Genomic DNA, 21,464 nt, shown 5'->3' with positions numbered 1-21,464 from the left:
AAGGGCCTTGGGGACGAAATATCCGCGGGCTGGTAAATGCTGCGACGACAGTACTTTCTTTGCTAGAAAGGCGATGCGCGATTGCGGATTATTCGCATTGTATAGTCTTAGATTTCCAGCGTGGCACTCTACCTAAGGGGGCCAAAATCTCATACCGCAAAACCAGTATTGCTAGGCTTATTGATTCAGAGTGGATCCTGTTAAACAGCATAAGGCCGGTGCGCCTTAGCGGCGACCGGCCTTCTCCAATCAGAAATGTGCCGAATTGGAATTTGCGGGCTTGGCGACCGGAGGTGCAAAGCGGGTCAGGTCGATCCCTTCGACAGCGGCCTTGTATTCCTCGATTTTCGGAGTTCGCCCGAGGATGGCAGACAGTACAACTACCGGTGTGGAAGCCAGAAGGGATTCACCTTTCTTATCTTCCGAGTCCTCGACAACACGCCCTTGGAACAAGCGGGTAGATGTCGCCAGAACAGTATCACCTTTCTCAGCCTTTTCCTGATTACCCATGCAAAGGTTGCAGCCCGGACGCTCAAGATACAGCGTATTTTCATATTCGGTTCGCGCTGATGTCTTGGGGAAAAGATCGTCGAATTCGAAACCGGAATATTCCTGAAGAATACTCCACTCACCTTCTTCCTTTAACTCATCAACGATGTTGTAGGTTGGCGCCGCGACGACCAGAGGGGCCTTGAATTCAATCTTGCCCTCCTTCTTCTCAAGGTTCTTAAGCATCTGCGATACGATGATCAGATCACCCTTGTGGACCATGCAAGATCCGACAAATCCCAGATCCACTTTCTTTTCCCCTTTGTAGTAGGAAACAGGCCGGATCGTATCGTGCGTATAACGCTTGGAGACATCCGCGTTGTTCACATCAGGGTCGGCGATCATGGGCTCGTTGATCTCGTCCAGATCAACGACCAGCTCGGCAAAATACTCGGCATTTTCATCCGGCCTCAGGGCTGGAACTGCGCCGGATCTGATCTCTGCAATGCGTGCGTCGGCTTTGTCGATCAGGCCTTGCAGGGTCCGCGCCTCATTCTCCATGCCCTTGTCGATCATGATCTGAATCCGACCTTTGGCGATTTCCAGTGACTCGATCAGGGTCTCGTCTTCGGAAATACAGATCGAGGCCTTCGCCTTCATCTCGGCCGTCCAGTCGGTGAAGGTAAAAGCCTGATCCGCCAGCAGGGTTCCGATATGAACTTCGATAATACGCCCCTGGAACACGTTATCGCCGAAAGCCTTCAGCATCTGAGCCTGTGTCGCGTGGACCACGTCGCGGAAATCCATGTGATCGGCCATTTTGCCTTTGAACGTCACCTTCACGGATTCCGGAATGGGCATGGTTGCTTCGCCCGTGGCCAGTGCCAAGGCAACGGTGCCTGAATCCGCCCCGAAAGCCACACCTTTGGACATGCGCGTGTGCGAGTCGCCCCCAATGATGATGGCGCGATCATCCACGGTGATATCGTTCAGAACCTTGTGGATCACGTCGGTCATCGAGTGATATTCACCCTTGGGATCGCGCCCTGTGATCAGGCCGAAATTGTTCATAAACGCCATCAGTTTGGGGATGTTGGCTTGCGCCTTCTTGTCCCAGACCGAGGCGGTGTGGCAACCGGACTGATACGCACCATCGACGGTTGGAGAAATCACGGTCGCCGCCATCGCCTCAAGCTCTTGCGAGGTCATCAGGCCAGTGGTGTCCTGCGATCCGACGATGTTGACCTTGACCCGTACGTCCGACCCGGCGTGCAAGACCGTGCCTTCCGCTACTCCCAAAGCGTTGCGGTTAAAGATCTTTTCAACCGCGGTCAGGCCCTGTCCATCTCGGCTGATCTCTTTCGACTGCGCAAATGCCGACTTCAGCTCGACTCCCAGTGTCTGTGCTGCAAATGTTTGCAACTTCTTGCCGAACACGATGGCGTAGGATCCGCCGGCCTTCATGAACTCCTGCTTTTGCGGAGTGAAGGACGAGGCAATATCAACAAGCTCATTGGCGCCATCGGCGTCATAAAGCTTTTTGTCTTTCGTATTGATCGTGAGCACTGTCCCGGTTTCGACCGAGTACTTTTGCTCCAGGATAGGGCTGTCGTCATTGTTGAGGATCGGATTCCCCTCGGAATCGACTTTTTTGACCCAGTTTTTCAGGTCGATACCAATCCCGCCCGTCACACCAACGGTGGTCAGAAAGATCGGAGAGATACCGTTCGTGCCGGCCACGATCGGGGCAATGTTTACGAATGGCACATATGGGCTGGCCTGCTTGCCTGTCCAAAGCGCAACGTTGTTGACACCCGACATCCGGGACGAGCCAACGCCCATTGTCCCTTTCTCAGCAATCAGCATCACGCGTTTATCTGGGTGCCGGCGCTGTAATTCTTGAATCTCGTCTTGCGCTTGCTGCGAGATTAAGCACTTGCCATGCAGCTCCCGATCCGAGCGCGAGTGTGCCTGGTTGCCCGGCGACAGCAAGTCAGTCGAAATATCGCCCTCGGCAGCGATATACGTGACAACTTTGATCTCTTCCTCGATATCGGGCAGCTTGGTGAAGAACTCGGCCCGCGCATAGCTTTCAAGAATGTCGCGTGCGACCGGATTTCCGGCAGAAAACGCCTCCTTCAAACGATCCGTATCAGCTTCATACAGGAAGACCTGTGTTTTCAGCACTTCGGCCGCCTGCCCTGCGATCTCGGGATCACCACCCAAAGCCAGATCAAGAAGAACTTCAACCGAAGGACCGCCTTTCATGTGCGACAGCAGTTCAAAGGCAAAGGGTACTGAAATTTCGTCAACCAGCGCTTCGCCAAGAATGATCTCTTTCAAAAAACGTGCCTTCTCGCCAGCGGCGCTGGTCGTGCCGGGCAGCGTATTATAGATGAAATAGTTTAGAGAATCCGCACGATGCGCATGATCGACGTCCTTGATCTGCGTAACAAGCTCTTTGACAAGCGCGCCGTCATCAATCGGTTTCGGATGCAGACCCTGCGCTTTGCGGGCTTCAATTTCGTCGAGGTAGTTGGTGTAAAGGCTCATGGCTCGTTCCGGTATGTGTGGCTCGATTAGCAGGGGCTCAAAGACGTTATGAACGCCCGAGGATCCTAATTGTATGCGGCGGTATACTAAATGATCGGAACTTGCAACCCTTGCACCTGTGGCGCGATGTCCCGTCTAAAAGCAACACTTCACAAAGGATTTTGTGCCAGCCAATGACTTTCGATAAGTCCGCTATGTCCTTATCTGAACCCTGTTCCCGGACGATATGCATATAGACCGGCGAGGTAATGAATAGCCATAAGGCGTAAACCGCCCCTGCTTCGAATTACGTCAGGCAGTTGCTCGGGTCAGATAATCCTGAACCATATCGCCAAAACTCTGTTCAACAGCGAACTCAAAACCGCCCTCGCATCGCATCACCAGTGCTTTGAGGCCAAACAGCTCAGAATACGTTACCGCGTCATCATCAAAGGCAGAGGCGTGCAGATCAAGCGGACAGGCAATGGTCATCACATCCGCGGCTTGAGGGCCGGTGACGCGAAAGAAGGCAAGAGTGTCCGAAACCCGAACGATACTGATATCTGCAGGGCAGTCCGTGGGTTTGAGCTGCGCTTCCAGCACATCTTCCAGTTCCAGCGAAGCACGTACAATCCAGTGATTGCGTCCAATGTAATATACCTCAAACGCTTCCTGCATTGCCCTTGTGTTGGGGCGGCTTGGCAGGGAAGTTTCGACCCAATTTTGAACGACCTCGGGATCCCCTTTAAGGTCAAACAGCGCATTAAGGGTTTGGCGTTCGATATTGACGTCGTAGCTCATCTCAGGATCTCAGGCGCTGACCCTCGGGGTCATGGAATACAGGCTTTGTGATGGTCACCGGGATCACCTCGTCTTTCAGCCGAACATGCGCGGTTTGCCCGTGTCGCTCCTGCCCGTTCTTCAGCAACGCCAGGCCAACCCAGCGATTGTTGACGACGCTCCAGACGCAGGCGGTAACCAATCCTTCGGTCGCTTCTTTGCGACCTTCAGGGGTCAGTGGCGCGCCTTCGGGCACTTGCTTGTCAGGGTCTTCGGGCAAGATGCCGACCAATTCCCGGCGTTCCCCTACCGCTTCACGGCGCAAGTGGACCGAGCGCTTGCCTAGGTAGTCGGGCTTTTTCTTCGACATTGCCCAGCCCATGCCCAGGTCATAGGCGTCCACGGTACCGTCGACCTCGTGCCCCAGCGAAAGAAAGCCTTTTTCCACACGCAAGACATGGCTGGATTCCGATCCTACAGGCAGGATACCAAAGGCTGCACCAGCCTCCATCACCTTGTCCCACAAGGCGGCCATGTGGCGTGGGGCAACGTTGACCTCAAAGGATAGCTCACCGGTGAAACTGACGCGCACAACCCGCGCAGGGAACCCCGCAACCGTACCGTCCCGGAACGACATGAAGGGGAATGCCTCGGGCGACAGATCGATATCCGTACACAGCGCGTGCATGACATCGCGCGCGCGGGGACCACAAATGGTGGCGTTGTTCCACTGGCTTGTCACAGTTGTGATCATGACTTGCCAGTCAGGAAACTCGGTCTGAAGCAGCTTTTCCATGTGCTGGTTGATGGCGTCCGCGTGACCTGTTGAGGTCGAGATCATCCAGCGGTGCTGATCCAGCCGAAAGGCCACCCCGTCATCTATGATCAGACCGTCATCCGACAACATAAGACCATAGCGACCATCGCCGGGCTTCAGGCTGGACATGATGTTCGAATACAGAAAATCCAGAAAGCGCGGAGCATCGCGCCCTTTAAGCTCGAACGTGCCGAGCGGCGAACCGTCGTATACGCCAACGCCTTCACGCACCGCGCGGCATTCCCGGTTCACCGCCTCTTGCAGGCCCTCACCTGGTTTGGGGAAAAACCCCGGACGACGCCATCGGGCACCAGCCTCATACATCACTGCGCCATAATCCTTGTTCCATAGGGTCACCGGCGTGTGTCGGTAGGGAAACAGCACCGAGTCCTCGCGCAGCCCACCGATCGCGCCGAATGAGACCGGCGTGTAGGGAGAGCGGAATGTCGTCGTGCCAACCTCTTGCAATGGAACGCCCTTTTGCAGGGCGACTGTACCAATAATGTTGATATTGCCCGTCTTGCCCTGATCTACGCCCATCCCGCCAGTGGTGTAGCGTTTGACATGTTCCACGTTGTCATATCCTTCACGCAGCGCCAGATGCACATCGCTGACCGCAACATCGTTCTGAATATCCAGGAATGCCTTTCCGCGTTGCCCTGGCACATCTACGCGCCATAGCGGTTCAATCGAATAAGGCAGCTCTGAACCGTCATCGATGATCCGATCCAGTGTCAGATCCCCCGTCGCCGCGCCGACGGCCCGACAGGATTGAATCGGTTGATCAGGCAAAAACGCAGCGAGTTCTTCATCAAACCGAAGTGTGCTGCGGGACTGAGACCACAGGTGCACCGTCGGATTCCAACCGCCGGAATGAGCCAACAAGTCGCAGTCGATCCAGGTGCCTGCGCCCCCGGACTTGGGAACGGCCTTGACAGCACGGATGCTATTGTACCCTTGGATATCGGCGGCTACTGTTCCGGCACGGACGGTTATCCCCGACACCAGATCAAGAGCTTCCCTTGGAACCGTGTCGCGGCTATCGAGGATCGCGTTAACCGTTACCTCAGCTGCGACCAGATCGGCGGCCACTGCGTAAGCGCTGTTGTTGTTGGTGAACAGAACCACACTCTGACCGGGTGTCACGCCCCAACGATTAACATAGGCCTGCACGGATGAGGCCAACATGACGCCCGGCCTGTCATTATTGGCAAACACCATCGACCGTTCCGTGGCCCCGGTGGCAATCACCACCTCAGCAACACGGACCCGCCAGTTGCGTTCTAGAATGCTCGCCTGATCTGGCTCGCGTTCATTGACGATCACTAGGTTGTGTTCGCGATAGGCCCATACGGTCGCGTTCTGAAGATGGGTGACGTTTGCCATTTGGCTTAGTTCTTCAACCGCTTCGCCCACCCAATCCATCGCCGGACGCCCGCCAATGGTCAGGGTGCGGTTCAGGAGGCTGCCGCCCGCTTCGGTTCCCTCGTCTGCGAGGAAGACACGCTTGCCTGCCAGACCAGCCTCAAGTGCAGCTTGCAGGCCGGCGGGACCTGCACCTGCAATCAAGACATCTGCATGAGCGTAGCGCGCTTCGAAATGCCCCGATGAAGGCGGTTGCGCAGGCGCTGCTGCCAGCCCCGCCGCCTTGCGGATGTATGGTTCAAACAGATGCCAGTTAGGCCATTTGAAAGTTTTGTAGTAGAAGCCCGCAGGAATAAAACGGCCAATCAATTGATTGATCCCGCCCAGATCAAACTCGGGCGATGGCCAGCAATTGACCGAGCGTGCATTCAGCCCTTCGCGCAATGGAACCGTGGTCGCTGGACGGTTGCCCGAGGCGTCCTCGCCTTCCAGCTCCACAAGGGTTCCCGGCTCTTCAGGCCCGTGTCCGACAATGCCGCGTGGGCGGTGGTACTTGAAACTACGGGCTGTTACTCGCACCCCGTTTGCCAGCAAGGCCGAGGCCAGAGTGTCCCCTTCGAACCCTTCGTAAGTTTTCCTATTGAACTGGAACGTCAGAGGGCGGCTTCGATCAACACGACCACCCACTGCGCGGCGATTAATCTGAGCCATCGGGCACCTCCACAATGTCATGTGTCACGGTATCCCGCCAGATTGTCAGCCACTCGCCACAGCCCCGTGCGTGCCACCACCGCTCTTGCACAGGCCCCATCGGGTTGGGCGTTATGGTCAGGTATTCGACCCAATCAGCATCGCTGACGGCGTTGGCATCGGGTCGAGCAGCACCGACCGGGCCGCCATAGACGAACTCGCTTTCATTGCGTTTGCCACAGAATGGGCAGAGGATGAGCATCATGGTCCTGTCCCTTCCTATCTCGCCGTTGTGGTGCCGGCTTCCATCACAAATTCTAGATGGCGGAAACGGTCCAAAGTGAATGAGGCCATCAGCGGATGCGGCTCGCCTTTGGCGACCAGATGCGCAAGCGTCAGTCCGCCCGCAGGAATGGCTTTGTATCCGCCCCACCAGCCAGCGGTCACGAAAAGCCCCGGTACCTCAGTCTGATCCATGATGGGCGAGGCATCATGGGCAATATCAAGATGCCCACCCCATTGGCGCATTAGTTTGAGTTTCTTGAAGCTCGGGAAAAGCGACAGCATCGCGGTCACAGTGTCTTCGAACACATGTTGCTTGATGTCGCGACGAAAGCTTTGCCCCATATCAGGAGCGCCGCCGATCACCATCTCGCCCTTGTCAGACTGGCTGAAATAGAACCCACTGTCCGGGCAATTTACGATGACATCCACCAAGGGCTTCACTGGTTCGGACACAAAGGCCGTCAGGTTCATCGTGCGCAATGGCAGCTTGAGCCCCGCTGTCTCGGTCAATGTCGTGGTATGGCCCGATACGGCCACAACAACCTTTTTCGCCCGCACGGTGCCGCGATTGGTCTCGACACCTTCGATGCGCCCATCAGCGCCACGGATCAATGCTTGCACGGCGGTCTGTTGGTGCATCTCCACCCCCATCGCATCCGCCGCGCGGGCATAGCCCCAGGCCACCGCATCATGACGGTTTACACCTGCGTCCGTGTGGACCATTCCGCAGATGATCGGCAGGCGCGCATCTGGCCCACCGCCTGTCAGCGCAGGTATGCGTTTGCGCAATTCTTCTGCGGTGATTTGTTCATATGTCGAGCCATAGATGTCCATGACCAATTGCCGTCGCCGCAACTCTCGCAGTTTGGGCCAGGTCTGCACCACATCCACCATGGTGCGCTTGGAATGCATCATGTTGAAGTTCAACTCATGCGTCAGCCCTTCGTACATCTCGACGGATTTGACGTAGAACGGGATCGACTCGTCACGCATGTAATTTGACCGAATCGTAACCGTATTGCGCGCTATGTTTCCGCCACCCAACCAGCCCCGTTCCAGCACGGCGACGTCGGTTATGCCAAACTCTTTGGCCAGATAATAAGCCGTGGCCAGCCCGTGACCCCCTGCCCCGATCACCACCACCTCGTACCGGTCTTTGAGCGGCGGGCTCCGCCAGGCTCGGGACCAGTTCTTATGACCAGAAATTGCGTTACGGGCGAGTGAAAATGCCGAATATTTTTGCATAGCAAGCACAATATTTATCGGAAAAAATATATCGTCAATAAATATATTTACCATTACGCAAAAACAGCTTGGGCAATCAAAGGTCGTGGGCTACCATGGCGCATGACCTTCAAAATTGAACAGTTTCATCGGAATCTTGCTGGCAAATGGTCGGCCCGATCCCGCTGGCCCTGCTTCATCATAAACTGCCGCAGTTCACCCTCTCTCTGACTCCATGCAGACCGTGGCGCTTTGCGCCTGAATTCAAACCCGCCGGGAAATGAGGCGGATGCTATGGATGGAAGAACTATGATAAACACACCGGATACAGATACTGTTCAGCAAGCGTATGCGCGCGACGGCGTCGTTTTATTGAGAAACATCCTCACAGACGATTGGTTAAACAAGTTGCGTGATGCCGTGGACGAAGAGGTCAAAAAGGGTGACCGGTATTTTGCCTATAAAAATATGCGTGAAAAACCGGGTATCTTTCAGGACTATTGTCTGAACTCAGATATTGGAAAGCGCGTGGCCGAGGTGGCGGGCAGCCCCTGGACTTCGTTGATCTATGACCAAATTTTCGTGAAAGAACCTGGCACACGCACCCAGACCGGCTGGCATACAGATCAGCCCTATTGGCCTGTGGCCGGTCCCATCATGACAATGTGGATCGCACTTGATCCTGTCGACCCAGACAATGGAGCGCTGGAATTTGTCCGTGGCTCGCACGCTTGGGGCGCAAAATACCGGCCTTTCAAAACTGACCAACTTGGCAAGTTTCTTCACTATCTGGAAGAGGATAACCCGGATTATATCGACATGCCCGATTTCGAGGCGGATCGCACTAAATATGACATATTCCACCATGAACAGATGGAACCTGGCGATGCACTGGCCTTCGATGGAATGACTGTGCATTCGGCGATGGGCAACCGAACCTCGACCCGTCGCAGGCGTGGATATGCGGTACGTTTTGCCGTTGAAGGTGCCACCTATGAACCGCGCGATAGCGTCACTGAATGGCTTCATGATGACGACCTGAAACCGGGTACTCCCTTTGCCTGTGGGCGCTTCCCTGTCATCTATAGCAACACCTAAGATAAGGGGACGGGAACTGGCCTCTGTTCAAGTTTCAGGCTTGCCGAATTGCACCCTCTGGCACAGCGGCCTCGGCCTCGATCGCTCGGTCGAGCACGCGTCGGTATGTTTTTGCCCCGGCATCCAAACCCAGATCAATATGCGGTGTCTGAGCATTTTTCATGCCCTTGTGCACTTTTTCCAGCACATCTTTGTCTTCAAGAAACGCCATCCGGGCACCTTCATTCATGAACTTTGAAACCTCGGCATTGTCCGGATCAGAGTTGCGATGCTGGAACCAGAAATACCTGGTCTGATCCTCGTTGATTGGCGTCATGAAGTTGTAAGAGATGTTGATGAATGTCTCATCGACAGGATCTTTGTCATATCCACCCGTGCCAACCGGAGTATAGATGGACTTATTCAGCCCGATTGCGGGCATGCACATTTCGTAATGCTGCAAGCGGTCGCAATCGCCGTCGAACGAGACCAGTTTGGCATAGTAAGGCGATGGTGGTTTGTTTTCGATCCAGCGCGAGACAATCACGCCGCGATCTGTCTTTTTGACGTCCAGAGGCTCTTCATCCGTTCCCGCGCCGGCGAATGACGAGACATGTACCCAGGCCACATGGCTGGGATCAAGCAGGTTGTCGCAAACCCAAAGATAATGGCAATCGATATCCATCACCCCGCCATCGGTCAGGCCCCAGCTCGTGTCATCAAAGTTTTCGATTGGGAAAATCAAGTCCGGATCAGTCAGTTCAGGATCGCCCATCCAGATCCAGAGCAGGCGATAGCGGTCGACAACTGGATAAGACTTCACCACCGCGCGCCGAGGCGTCATCCCCCGCTGCGTTGGGCTGTCCGTACATTTGCCCGAACAATCGAATGTCAGCCCGTGGTAGCCGCATTCGACCAGATCCCCTTTCAGATTGCCATCGGATAGCGGGAGCTTGCGATGCGGGCAGGCATTCTCAAGCGCAACGGGCGTCCCATCCTGCTGACGATAGAGCACAATGTTCTCACCCAGATATGTCTCAGCTTTCAGTTCGCGCCCGATATCCTTGCTCCAGGCGGCAACATACCAGCAATTTCTGAGGTACATGGTTTGCTCTCCAATTTGATCAGTTGGCTTAGCGCCATTATGGCAGCGTCAGTGCAATACACCATTCTGGATTCGTAATGATACATATAAGGCAAGCTAATTCGGCAGCATAACCGACGGGGGCAGATCGGGCTGCGAAGCAACTTCGGTCTTGATCCAGTTCAGGAACTCGCTGACTTTTTGGCTGTCTTTGCTATCAGGGCGCCGGACGAGCCAATAGGAAAGTGGCGATTGAGTCAGTTGCTGAAACGGTCGCACCAGACGGCCATCGCACAAGGCATCAATCACCAGCGGTTCGCGCCCAAGCGCCACCCCCAGCCCCTCAATCGCTGCCTGTATGACCATGTTTGATTGGCCCAATCGGCGCGTGCGCACTCCAGACGGCAATGTCAGATTGGATTGCCGCGCCCAGAACTCCCATGTTGGGCTGGACGTACCATGGTGCAGATTTTCATCTACGAGCAGTGTGTGCTGTGACAAATCTTCAATGCGCTTCAGTTCAGGCAACAGCGCGGGCGCGCAGACGGGAAACAGCCTTTCCGGCATAAGCAAATCCACTTCAAACCCGGGATATTCACCAAGACCATATCGAATGCCGATATCGGAATCTGCGCCGGAAAACGGATAGTATCCCGTATCAGTCGCGATCGAAATAGACAGGTCCGGGTGGGCCAAATCAAAGTGCAGAAGCCTTGGAAACAGCCAGTTGAATGCAAACCCCGGCAAGCATGAAATCACGATGGTCCGGTCCGCACGCGTTCGATCGCGAAGTTGCGCACACACATCTGAAATGCGGCCCAGCCCATCCGAGATTGCCTGCGCCAATTGCTCACCTTCGCGGGTAGGTCGCGATTGCCGCGCACCGCGCACCAGCAAATCCCGCCCAAGCCATTCCTCGAGCGATCTGACGTGCTGGCTGACGGCACTTTGGCTGACCCCCAGTTCCTCGGCGGCGGGTGAAAAGCCGGAATGGCGTACAACTGCCTCAAAGGCTCGCAGCGCGGAGTATGGCAGATTCAAGATCATATTAGTCATCCTAATGTCAGCCATTATCACTTTCAAATGGATTGCCGGCGGCCTTAGGCCGTAAGTTGATAATGTCAAGTAATCAGGAGATGTCGATGTCCGACATGACGCCAGAGCGGGGCGCTTACAATCTGCTGGTCAATTGCGCCCGCGCGGCGGCGGGTGAAAGGCTGCTGATTGCCTATGAACCTGCAGAGTTTGGATATTTCGACGCCGACAGCGTGAATGTTGTCAGTCAGGCGGCCTGTCAACTTGGGCTGGGGGTCGACACGATTGATGTGGGCTTCAATCCGGACAATCCGCAATTATCGCCCGATCTGCTTGCCCGGTTCGAAGCGGCAGACATCATTCTATTTCTGGCCCGTCTTGGGGATCAGTTGCGGTTCTCGGACATGCCGCAGGGTAAGAAAGTCATCGTTAGCTTCGCTTTAACCAAAGAAATGCTGGGATCTGGTTTCTCCAACGGCCACCACGATGCGTTCATGGAGCTTAAGGCCGATATCAACGCGGTCTTGGACGCGGCCAGCGAGGTGCGGATCACTTGCCCTTTGGGCACTGATGTAAGCGGTCGGCCAGTGATGAACCTGCAACCATCGGGCGACACCTCGATCCTGCGCTTTCCGATGTCAGTCTTTACTCCGGTTCCTGCCCACAGTTTCTCGGGCCGTGTGGCGATCAGTTTTCTGACGGGAACGGGGTCGAAGTATTACGATGACTACACCATCGAATTCGACCGCCCCGTCTTTGCGATGATGGAGAATGGGCGGCTGCAGCGTTTTGACGGCGATCCCGCCAATGCCGCACGGGCCGAGGCGCATTATGACCGGGTAGCCAATCAGTTGGGAATTGATCGCAATTTCGTGCACTCTTGGCATGCAGGTATTCATCCGGGCTGTGGCTACCCCTGGGATATGCGTGAAAACTATGAACGCTGGGGCGGCTCCGCTTTCGGAAATCCACGCATCCTGCATTTCCACACCTGCGGGGCGTACGCGCCCGGAGAAATCAGCTGGAACGTTATTGATCCGTCCATCGAAATCGATGGCGTAACTTATTGGGACCGCGGTACATTCCATGCCGAACGGCTGCCTTGCGGTCAATCAATCCTGGATCGGCACCCTTGCGCGGCCGCCCTGTTCGCCCATCCCGATCCGGATATCGGTCTGCGTGCAGTTGGCTGATCAATAGCGGCTTGATCGAATCACGAGCTGTGGAAATACTCTTAGATAATAGGGTCTGTTCGAGTTGGCCCTATGGTGCGGAGCACTCCCGTCTCCGGTGCCGGAATATGCGCAGAGGGCAAGACCCCCGCTCCGGCAAAATCATGGAAATCACATGTCAAAAGCTATTGTTACGCCGCTGACTCAGGCTCTGGGCGAAGGAAAACTGACGCGCGAAGAACTCAAGGGATTCATGCAACGCTCGAACGCGCACGGGTTACGTCATCTTGCAATGTGGATTTTAGTGCTGGCCTGCACGACAACATTGATCACCCTAGCCTGGAACAGTTGGCTGATTTGGCCCGCGATGTTTCTGCAAGGGGTCGTCTTGGTGCATCATTTCTCACTTCAGCATGAGTGTGTGCACTATACCGTGTTTCGCACCCGGTGGTTGAATGATCTGGTTGGTCAGATTTGCGGGCTGATCATCATTCTGCCCCATCGGTTCTTCCGATACGAACATTGTGATCATCACACGTATACGCAACTGAACGGAGAGGATCCCGAACTGATCCCGCTGCCCAAATCCCTTGGCGAGTACTTTTTGTACCTGTCAGCCCTGCCTTATTGGCGCGGTAAGTTTACTGAGCTGTTCCGACATGCCTTTGGGAAGCTCAGCAAGGCCGAGTTGAGTTTCATTCCCAAAGAGGAGCATCAGTCGGTCTATTGGGACGCGCGCCGCATGCTGGCCATTTACGCTTTGATCTTTCTGGCTATGGCCTTCACCGGATGGTGGGGATTGATCTGGTATTGGATCATACCCCTGTTTCTGGGTGAGCCGGTGATGCGATTCATACGAATGACCGAGCATGTCGGACGTCCCACCGTGGCGCAGATGTCAGAAAACACGCGCACCAATCTGGTGTCAAAGCCGATGTCATTTTTATGCTGGAATATGAACTATCATGCCGAACATCACTATGTCGCCTCAGTTCCCTTTCACGCTCTGCCCCGTCTGCATGAGAAGTTAAAGGATCATATCTTCGTCGAAAAAGGTGGATATCTGGCTGCGCATCGCGACATTCTGCGGCAGATCATGCAACGCAAAGCCGAGGCCTGAGAGATGGCGGCAGACAAATCTTGGCGCGATGTGATCGAGGCATCGAAGCTGGAAGAAAACTGGGTCACGCGGGTTCAGATCGGGCCGAGATTGATTGCAGTTTATGATACACCCAGCGGTGTCTATGCCTCGCTGGCATTGTGCAACCATGGTGGGGCTGATCTGTGTGACGGCTATTTCGATGGGCATGTTATCGAATGCCCATTGCACCAGGGCGCGTTCGATGTGCGTGATGGCAAGCCCGTTTCAGCGCCTGCGACCCGAGCAATGCGGGTTTTTGAGACACGGATTCAGGATGGAATGGTTCAGGTCCGAATGTGACCTGAACCTAGCGCTTGTCAGATCGTTTCTCTAGCCGCGCAAAGATGCGGCTGAGGCCGAAGCAGACGACAAAATAGAATGCAGCCGTTGTGATCCATGCCTCAAAGATCATCCGGGACGAGGCGACCAGTTCGACGGTCTTGTAGGTCAGTTCCTGAACCGAGATCAGCGACAGGATTGAGCTGTCCTTGATTAATGAGATGAACTGATTGGCCAGCGGCGGCACGACCTTTTTCATCGCCTGCGGCAGCACGACATAGCGAAGCTCTTGCAAACGGCTCATCCCGATCGAGCGTGCAGCTTCACGCTGACCTTTGGGGATCGATTGAATACCGGCACGGACAATTTCGCCGACAAATGCGCTTTCAAACAGCGCCAGAACGATGACACCTGAGACAAGCGACGGAAAGCGCCGCATCTCACCAAAGAAAAATGTCCAGATCTGGTTGTCTTCTTGCCGCGCAATTCCACGTGCCCAGCGTTCAAGGTTTAGTGCGTCGATCAGTTGCTGCGACAGGAAGAAAAAGAAAATAAAGACAACAACAACCGGTGGCACATTACGCAGAAATTCAAGATAAGTGCGTGCCAGCATGCGTATGGTCAGGTTGGCAGAACAGCGCGCGATCCCCAGAATTGTACCCAGAATGAGCGCCAAAATGCCGGAATAGATGCTGATACGAACCGTCGCCACCAAGCCTTGCAGCAATAGATTGGCAAAATACTCTTCTCGCCCAGTATGCCAGCCGACGATGTAGCTGGGGATCAATTCCCACCGCCACTTATAGTTCAGCGTACCCTCGATCGACAGCCAGATATATCCGAAGAAGGCGATCAATACCGCCACGATCAGATAATCTGGCCATCGGAGTTTTCTAAGAAATTCAGGCACCTGGGCGCTCCACTTCAGGCCCGAGGGCGGCTGACCCGCCCCCGGCTAATTGGTTATTGGGCAACCTGGTCTGCCCACTCTTCAGTTGCGAACCAATAGTTGTGACGCTCTTCCAACCAACCCGACCGCCAGTTCTGAGCGATCCAATTGTTGAAAAAGTTCATGGCATCCGGATCGCCCTTGCGTACTCCGAACGCTTCGCCACGCGGATCATAGAGGTTATCGAACGGAACGGTCAGAGTTTCCGGATGGCGACCGGCCTCGCGGTTCGGCGTAGGTTGAGCCGCCATCGAAGCATGCGCGTTTCCGTTTAGCACTTCTTGCGTTGATGCACCGTCTTCATCAAACAACAGCAGCGTCGCGTTGGGGAAGTTTTCCGCGATCACTGTAGCTGGTGTCGCACCGCGACGAGCGGCAAAGGTGACCTCAGGTTTATTGAAATCTTCCAAAGACATACCATCGGTCAACTGTTTGTTAGCCATAATAGCCAGGCCCGAATACGCGTAGGGATCGGTGAAGTTGATCGTCAAGTTTCGCTGCGCAGTCACCGACATGCCCGAGATGATCACGTCGAAATTGCCGGATACGAGCGCCGGGATGATGCCATCCCAGGCGGTCGGTACAAACTCGACCTCTACACCCATGTCCTCGGCCAGCTTGCGACCGACATCCAGTTCGAACCCGATCAGATCACCATTCTTGTCGCGCATCGACCACGGCACGAACAGCGAAAGACCAATCCGGATTACCCCATCCTGTTTGATCGTTTCAATCACACTTTCGCGGGACAGTTCCTGAGTCGCACTTTGCGCCCAGCCTGAGGTCGCCATGCCTGTTGCCACGACCGCGCCCAGGGCCGCCCCGAGCATTCTGCGAGATAGCTTCATCTTGGTTCTCCTTGTTGTCCGGTTAAGTTCTTGTGGTTATTGGTCGACGGCATATTTCTTCTCCAGATAGCTAACGCCAATCGACAGGATCAGGGTCACCACCAGATAGACCAGCGCGATAGTAAACCAGATTTCAAAACTCATATACGTGTCGGATATAATGTTGCGCCCGAAGGTGGTGAGTTCGGCCACGGCAATGACGCTGACAATAGCCGAGGATTTGATCAAGTGGACGACCTCGCCCGTCATGGGCGGTAGCATAAAGCGAACAGATTGCGGCAGAATGATATATCTGTAGGTCTGATAGTGGGTCATACCGATAGACTTGGCCGCCTCCCACTGACCAGATGGGATGGCGTTGATCCCCGCCCGCAGGATCTCTGAAATCAAGGCTGAATGAAACACCGCCAAGGTCAAGATGCTGGCGGTATATCGATCAAATCCAAAGATTGGCCCTAGCACATAATAGAACAGGTAAAGCAGAACCAGTAGCGGGATATTGCGGATCAGTTCAAGGTAGGCAACCGCGACAGCCGTGCCAACTACCAAGCCGGACAAGCGCAGTAACGCCACTAGCAACCCGATAGCTGTGGCCAGCAGAAACGAGGTAACTGACAGCTTGATCGTGGCAACCAGTCCGATGGGAATTTCGCCCCACTCGAACCCAATCTCGGTGTTGCGGTACAGGAATTGGGGCACGCGATACCACTGCCAATTATAGCCCATACCCTGCGCGCCAACATATGACCCGTAGGCGATCAACCCGACAATAACCGCATAGATCACGACGGACACTAACACCGAGCCAAAGAACCGCTTGTATAGTGGTGGCTTCGGCAGCGCTTGCCCGCGTCCTTGTGATATGCCCAGATCGGTCACGTTAGTGTTCCAATATCTGGTTCAGGAATAGACGGCAGCGCTCGCTTGACGGGTTGGTGAAGAACTGATCGGGCGGCGAGATTTCAACGATCTGCCCCGCCTCCATAAAGACCATCGTGTCGGCGACCTTGCGCGCAAACCCCATCTCATGCGTGACAACCACCATGGTCATGCCCGTATCGGCCAGTTCAACCATCACATCCAGCACTTCATTGATCATTTCGGGATCAAGCGCGGATGTAGGTTCATCAAACAGCATGATCCGTGTTTCCATGCACAAGGACCGCGCGATAGCGACGCGCTGTTGCTGCCCCCCCGACAATTGCGCCGGGTACTTATCGGCCTGCTCAGGAATATGAACGCGGTCGAGATAATTGCGCGCGGTTTCCTCGGCCTGCGCCTTGGATAGCTTGCGCACCTTCATCGGTCCGATCATCAGGTTTTCAAGCACAGTCAGGTGCGGAAACAAGTTGAACTGCTGGAAGACCATGCCGACTTCCTGTCGCAGTTCACGGATTTCCTTGGCACCTTCATAGACTTCGATCCCATCGATCACGAGACGCCCGGAATTATGCCACTCTAAACCGTTGAAACAGCGGATCAGGGTGGACTTTCCCGATCCGGACGGGCCGCAGATTACCACCTTCTCGCCCTGATGAACGGTCAGATCGATGTTCTTGAGCGCATGGAAAGTCCCATAGAACTTATCCAGATTGGTCACTTCGATCATGGGGGAGAGCTGTGTCATGCCGAACCTGTCAAGATGCGGATCAGCTGGCGTCGCTGATCTATGACGCTGTGGTGGTGCGATCGCAACATGAGGTCATGCACGCATGGGCACGAGGTCATTCGAGGGGATTCAGGCAGTGTGGAGAGATCTGGCAAAGCTTCAGAATCCTCAAATTCGTTGCGCGCTGTTCAATATGGTTGCTTAATGTGCAATATTCGTCAATAAAAAACTCAGCCGAACGGCACACGCCGCGAAAATAGAAACAGAAAACACGAGAGGAAACGTGAATGTCCGCCTGGATTCGGATGATATCTGACGAAGATGCCGACGAGCACCTGAGAGCGACTCTGGATCTGGCGCGCACACCACACGGGACCGTGGACAACGTGATGCGCGTGCATTCACTGCGTCCCAACACCATGAAAGGTCACGTCATTCTGTATCGCGCGTGCCTGCATGATGAAGCCAATTCCATACCCATGTGGTTTCAGGAAGTCATCAGCTCTTACGTATCGACGTTGAACACCTGCCCCTATTCTTATGCCAACCATTGGGCAAACGCCCGACATCTGATCGGTGACGACGCACGCGCCGACGCAATCGAGGCCGCGTTAAAGGCCCATCGTCCGCAGGACGCATTTGAAGGTGCGCAGTTGGCCGCGCTGATCTATGCGCAAAAGCTGACCCTGTCGCCGGGTGCAATGGAGGAATCCGAAGTTCGCGCATTGAAAGATGCCGGCTGGGAAGACGGAGAGATTCTCGAGATCAACCAGATCGTCGGATATTTCAATTATGCCAACCGATTGCTGAATGGTCTGGGTGTCACAACGGAAGGGGACGTGGTGGGCTACTACGCCGAGGATTGACGGATTGAATCATGCACGATGACACGCCGGGAAGACAGATTGATCGCGCTATTGGTGCCTCGCTCAGGGAGCTGCGCCAAAGCCGCAAGCAATCCGCCCGTCGGTTGGCAGAACAGTCTAGTATCTCGGCTGCAATGGTCAGCCGTATCGAAAACGGGTTGGTCTCTCCGTCAATCGATACGCTGGCTGCACTTGCCGAGGCGTTGGAAGTACCAATCGTATCGCTGTTTCGCGAAGCGCGGACAGATCACACCGACTATACGCTGGTTCGCCATGGCGAAGGGCTAAAGTCTACGCGACTGGCGGGCGGCCATTCGCACGAATACGTCAACCTTGCGCTGCATTCCCGGAAGGACCTGCGCTTTCAGGCCCGTCGTGTCACGTTGTTGCGCGACGAGGGGCAGCCGCCCACTTATGTCGGCCATGGCGTCGTGTTTGTGCAGGTTCTCGAAGGGCAGGCCATCTATCGCTACGGCGAGGCCCGATTTACTCTTTCAGCAGGAGACAGCATCAGCGTCGATGCAGAGCTGAATCACGGCTTCGAAGAGGTACTGACCCCCGAGTTCGTCTTCCTGACCGTTCAGGCCGAACGTCCGTAGTGGCCAGTTGATATGGCCATCCCAACTGAAATTGATCTGACGCGCGGGCCAATCTCGACCCATTTCCGAACCCTGGCGATCCCGGGCGCAATCGGGATGTTGTTCAACACTCTCTACAACGTTGTCGACATGTTCTTCGCCGGCCTTCTCTCGACCAGCGCGCAGGCTGGATTGGCACTAGGGTTTCAGGCCTTTTTCATTGCCATTTCGGTCGGGGTCGGGTTGGGTGCCGCGATGAGCGCGCTGGTCGGCAACGCATTAGGCGCTGGAGACACTCGAGCAGCGCGGCGGTTTGCGGCACAGGGAATGATCTATGGCTTCATTGCAGCCTGTGTTCTGGCGGCGGCTGGTCTCTGGTACGGCCCTGCGCTGATAACTCTGGTTTCGGAACCGGGACCTTATCGCGATGCAGGTTTACGTTATTTCCACTGGCTCCTATTGGCCTTGCCCGGATTTCTACTGGCCTTCGGTTGCAATGGCATTCTCCAGGCACATGGTGACGCGGTATCGATGCAACGCGCCCTCATGGTGGCGTTTTTTGCCAATATCGGTCTGAACCCCCTCTTGATCTACGGCATTCCGGGCATGATCCCGGGCATCGGATTTGATGGCCTCGCTGTATCGACGGTGATCAGCCAGACCGGTGTGATGGTGTTTCTGATCCGTCAGGTCCTCAGACGCCGCAGGATGAGGCGCATGCGCCCCCGAAACTTCATTCCGCGCCTACAGAAGTTCAAGGAGATCTCGGTTCAGGTACTTCCCACAGCGACATCTTTCTTCGTGATGCTGCTGTCAGGTTTCGTCATGCAGTTCGCCCTGAAAATCTTTGGAGAGCACGCAATCGCTGGCTTTGGCATTGCCATTCGGCTTGAGCAGATTTTGCTTTTGCCGGTGCTGGGGGTCACGGGGGCACTGCTGCCCATCGCGTCCCAGAATTTCGGTGCCCGCGACTATGAAAGGGTACGCGAGGCACTGTTTTATTGCTGGAAAGTCGGGTTCATCATGACCGCCATCGCAGCCCCCATATTGTGGATATTTGGCCGCCTTATGATGGGCTTTTTCACCGACGATCCCGAAGTGATCCGCGTCGGACTTAGCTATCTACGTGTCGATAGTCTGATCCTCCCGATCTACATGATGCTATTTTCCATCAACTCGCTATTGCAAGCCTTGAAGCGACCGATCTGGACCGTGTGGATCAGCCTATATCGTCAGGGATTTGGCGTCGCCTTTTTTGTCTGGATTTTCGTCGGCCTGCTCGGCTTTAACGAAATTGGTGTCTGGTTCGGCACCGCAGGTGCCGTGGTGACTGGCTGGATGATCGCGTTGCTGATGACGTCCCATGTGGCTCAAAAAGAGCTGGGCGGGCTTTGGCTCAGGACGAGAACCGATCTGGGCTGAAGGCTTCTATATCGATGTCCGGTGATCTGCCAGCAATTACATCTGCGATTATACGCGCCGTCGTCGCGCCTAGTGTCAGGCCAAGCTGTCCGTGACCCGTCGCAAAGGCGACGTTAGCCAGTCGCCTGCTGCGGCCAATGATCGGACGTGTGTCCGGTGTAAACGGGCGGCGACCCATCCGGCGTTCCGCATTATCGGTCTTCAAACCCGGTAATACGCGGCATGCACGCCTGACCAGCACATCGGCTCGGTTCCAATTCGGCTGCGCGTTCAGGTCGGCAAATTCTGCGGTACCGGCCACTGCCAGCGCCTGCTGATACGGTGTAATGCCAAACCCGCCTTTGGCATAAAACACCGTATGGCGGAGCTCGACCCCGCTATCTTTCAACGCAGTCGAATATCCGATCACCCCTTCCATCCTCAATTGAACACCCAGCGTCTTGGCCAAATTCCTAGACGGCGTTCCCGCAGCGATGACGAAATCATCTGCGCTGATCGATCGCCCATCGCTCAGCTTCACGCTTTTCACATGTTGTCCGTCCTGCGTAAAACCGATTGCTCTTCCTGCCACGACTGCCCCGCCGCGGCTGCTAAAACTCTGCGTCAGCGTTTCAACCAATACCTTAGGGTCCGTCACAAAACTCCAGTCTCTAAGCAAAGCTGCATGTTTGAAATCAGATGCTATTGCAGGATCGATTTCATGCGCTTCCTGACCTGTAACTTGATCAATCGTGCAGCCCAACTCACGCGCCAACTCAAAAGCTGGGCGCATGGTCGCAAGGTCATTGTCGTCGTCAAACAACTTGATTACCGGCCGTTCGACCAAAAGCTCAGGATGGCCTACATCTAAAAGCTGAGCCTTGAAATCCGCTGTTGCAGCAAACGTAAGTCTTGCCAGATCGGAGGCGATTGCGCGCATTTTCGAGCGACGCGCATTGGCCGTAAACCGTGCAAACCACGGCAGCAATTTCACCGCTGAGGCCGGGCGCAATGTCAACGGGGCCTCGGCATCCAGCAACCAGCCCGGTACTTTCATCAGCATCCCCGGCTGCGACAACGGCACGATCTCACCCACTGCGATACACCCGCAGGAAGCCCAACTCGCGCCCTCACCAACCGGACCCGGTTCTACGACGGTGACCTCGTGGCCCTGCGACTGCAATGTCAGCGCACAGGATATTCCAACGATGCCGCCGCCAATTACAACCACCCGTGCCATTAC

At 55.2% G+C, this 21,464-nt stretch carries 19 protein-coding genes; 7 read left to right on the top strand and 12 right to left on the bottom strand.

Features of this window, described 5'->3' with window-relative positions; genetic code table 11:
- Positions 1 to 249: 249 nt before the first annotated feature.
- The 5 genes from ACRZ96_RS17890 to ACRZ96_RS17870 all read right to left on the bottom strand — a co-directional run bounded on the left by ACRZ96_RS17890 (position 250) and on the right by ACRZ96_RS17870 (position 8,203).
- Complete coding sequence (locus ACRZ96_RS17890) at positions 250 to 3,042, bottom strand: bifunctional aconitate hydratase 2/2-methylisocitrate dehydratase (RefSeq protein WP_480814897.1); 2,793 nt, start codon at positions 3,040 to 3,042, stop codon at positions 250 to 252.
- 291 nt (positions 3,043 to 3,333) lie between these two features.
- Positions 3,334 to 3,822, bottom strand: a complete 489-nt coding sequence (locus tag ACRZ96_RS17885) for a sarcosine oxidase subunit gamma (protein ID WP_480814896.1) — start codon at positions 3,820 to 3,822, stop codon at positions 3,334 to 3,336.
- A 1-nt stretch (position 3,823) separates the two neighbouring features.
- Positions 3,824 to 6,694 carry a 2Fe-2S iron-sulfur cluster-binding protein gene (locus tag ACRZ96_RS17880; protein WP_480814895.1) on the bottom strand — a complete coding sequence of 957 codons (2,871 nt, stop codon included), beginning with the start codon at positions 6,692 to 6,694 and terminating at the stop codon, positions 3,824 to 3,826.
- Positions 6,681 to 6,938, bottom strand: a complete 258-nt coding sequence (locus ACRZ96_RS17875) for a sarcosine oxidase subunit delta (RefSeq protein ID WP_170635755.1) — start codon at positions 6,936 to 6,938, stop codon at positions 6,681 to 6,683. The genes ACRZ96_RS17880 and ACRZ96_RS17875 overlap by 14 nt, the downstream gene beginning before the upstream one ends.
- 14 nt (positions 6,939 to 6,952) lie before the next feature.
- Complete coding sequence (locus ACRZ96_RS17870; protein WP_170393855.1) at positions 6,953 to 8,203, bottom strand: FAD-dependent oxidoreductase; 1,251 nt, start codon at positions 8,201 to 8,203, stop codon at positions 6,953 to 6,955.
- A gap of 273 nt (positions 8,204 to 8,476) precedes the next feature.
- On the opposite strand from ACRZ96_RS17870, the gene ACRZ96_RS17865 reads away from it, so the two are divergent.
- Complete coding sequence (locus ACRZ96_RS17865; protein ID WP_480771742.1) at positions 8,477 to 9,280, top strand: phytanoyl-CoA dioxygenase family protein; 804 nt, start codon at positions 8,477 to 8,479, stop codon at positions 9,278 to 9,280.
- 34 nt (positions 9,281 to 9,314) lie between these two features.
- Here ACRZ96_RS17865 and ACRZ96_RS17860 read toward each other — a convergent pair whose 3' ends face one another.
- A complete protein-coding gene (locus ACRZ96_RS17860; protein ID WP_480706004.1) occupies positions 9,315 to 10,364 on the bottom strand; it encodes an aromatic ring-hydroxylating dioxygenase subunit alpha in 1,050 nt (349 codons plus the stop codon).
- 96 nt (positions 10,365 to 10,460) lie between these two features.
- The gene (locus ACRZ96_RS17855) at positions 10,461 to 11,390 is read right to left on the bottom strand and encodes a LysR substrate-binding domain-containing protein (RefSeq protein WP_480814894.1); all 930 of its coding nucleotides are present in this window, start codon (positions 11,388 to 11,390) and stop codon (positions 10,461 to 10,463) included.
- A gap of 95 nt (positions 11,391 to 11,485) precedes the next feature.
- Between ACRZ96_RS17855 and ACRZ96_RS17850 the strand changes: the two genes are divergently transcribed.
- The 3 genes from ACRZ96_RS17850 (at position 11,486) to ACRZ96_RS17840 (ending at position 13,991) form a co-directional block, all read left to right on the top strand.
- Complete coding sequence (locus tag ACRZ96_RS17850; protein ID WP_480706001.1) at positions 11,486 to 12,571, top strand: hypothetical protein; 1,086 nt, start codon at positions 11,486 to 11,488, stop codon at positions 12,569 to 12,571.
- A gap of 154 nt (positions 12,572 to 12,725) precedes the next feature.
- The gene (locus tag ACRZ96_RS17845; protein WP_480705999.1) at positions 12,726 to 13,670 is read left to right on the top strand and encodes a fatty acid desaturase family protein; all 945 of its coding nucleotides are present in this window, start codon (positions 12,726 to 12,728) and stop codon (positions 13,668 to 13,670) included.
- Between the two features lie 3 nt (positions 13,671 to 13,673).
- Positions 13,674 to 13,991, top strand: a complete 318-nt coding sequence (locus tag ACRZ96_RS17840; RefSeq protein ID WP_170635751.1) for a non-heme iron oxygenase ferredoxin subunit — start codon at positions 13,674 to 13,676, stop codon at positions 13,989 to 13,991.
- A 7-nt stretch (positions 13,992 to 13,998) separates the two neighbouring features.
- Here ACRZ96_RS17840 and ACRZ96_RS17835 read toward each other — a convergent pair whose 3' ends face one another.
- From ACRZ96_RS17835 to ACRZ96_RS17820, 4 genes are read right to left on the bottom strand one after another with little or no spacing between them, the layout of a single operon-like run.
- On the bottom strand, positions 13,999 to 14,880 hold the full coding sequence (locus ACRZ96_RS17835) for an amino acid ABC transporter permease (protein ID WP_170562105.1): 882 nt from the start codon (positions 14,878 to 14,880) through the stop codon (positions 13,999 to 14,001).
- A gap of 53 nt (positions 14,881 to 14,933) precedes the next feature.
- Complete coding sequence (locus tag ACRZ96_RS17830; protein WP_170393843.1) at positions 14,934 to 15,767, bottom strand: transporter substrate-binding domain-containing protein; 834 nt, start codon at positions 15,765 to 15,767, stop codon at positions 14,934 to 14,936.
- A 36-nt stretch (positions 15,768 to 15,803) separates the two neighbouring features.
- Positions 15,804 to 16,646: an amino acid ABC transporter permease gene (locus tag ACRZ96_RS17825; RefSeq protein ID WP_480705997.1), complete on the bottom strand. Its 843-nt coding sequence runs from the start codon at positions 16,644 to 16,646 to the stop codon at positions 15,804 to 15,806.
- Position 16,647: 1 nt separating this feature from the next.
- Complete coding sequence (locus ACRZ96_RS17820; protein WP_304621969.1) at positions 16,648 to 17,394, bottom strand: amino acid ABC transporter ATP-binding protein; 747 nt, start codon at positions 17,392 to 17,394, stop codon at positions 16,648 to 16,650.
- 269 nt (positions 17,395 to 17,663) lie between these two features.
- On the opposite strand from ACRZ96_RS17820, the gene ACRZ96_RS17815 reads away from it, so the two are divergent.
- From ACRZ96_RS17815 to ACRZ96_RS17805, 3 genes are read left to right on the top strand one after another with little or no spacing between them, the layout of a single operon-like run.
- Positions 17,664 to 18,242: a carboxymuconolactone decarboxylase family protein gene (locus ACRZ96_RS17815; RefSeq protein WP_170393839.1), complete on the top strand. Its 579-nt coding sequence runs from the start codon at positions 17,664 to 17,666 to the stop codon at positions 18,240 to 18,242.
- An 11-nt stretch (positions 18,243 to 18,253) separates the two neighbouring features.
- Complete coding sequence (locus tag ACRZ96_RS17810) at positions 18,254 to 18,841, top strand: helix-turn-helix domain-containing protein (protein ID WP_480814893.1); 588 nt, start codon at positions 18,254 to 18,256, stop codon at positions 18,839 to 18,841.
- Between the two features lie 12 nt (positions 18,842 to 18,853).
- Entirely contained in the window at positions 18,854 to 20,242 is a 1,389-nt protein-coding gene (locus ACRZ96_RS17805; RefSeq protein WP_170663373.1) for an MATE family efflux transporter, read from the top strand.
- Here ACRZ96_RS17805 and ACRZ96_RS17800 read toward each other — a convergent pair.
- Positions 20,217 to 21,461, bottom strand: a complete 1,245-nt coding sequence (locus tag ACRZ96_RS17800; RefSeq protein ID WP_480705994.1) for an NAD(P)/FAD-dependent oxidoreductase — start codon at positions 21,459 to 21,461, stop codon at positions 20,217 to 20,219. The two genes, ACRZ96_RS17805 and ACRZ96_RS17800, sit on opposite strands and share 26 nt — an antisense overlap.
- Positions 21,462 to 21,464 lie beyond the last annotated feature (3 nt).

Source organism: Ruegeria sp. CF1 (assembly GCF_056537445.1).
Note: the sequence above shows the minus strand (reverse complement) of the source record. Positions and strands in the feature narration are given on the sequence as shown.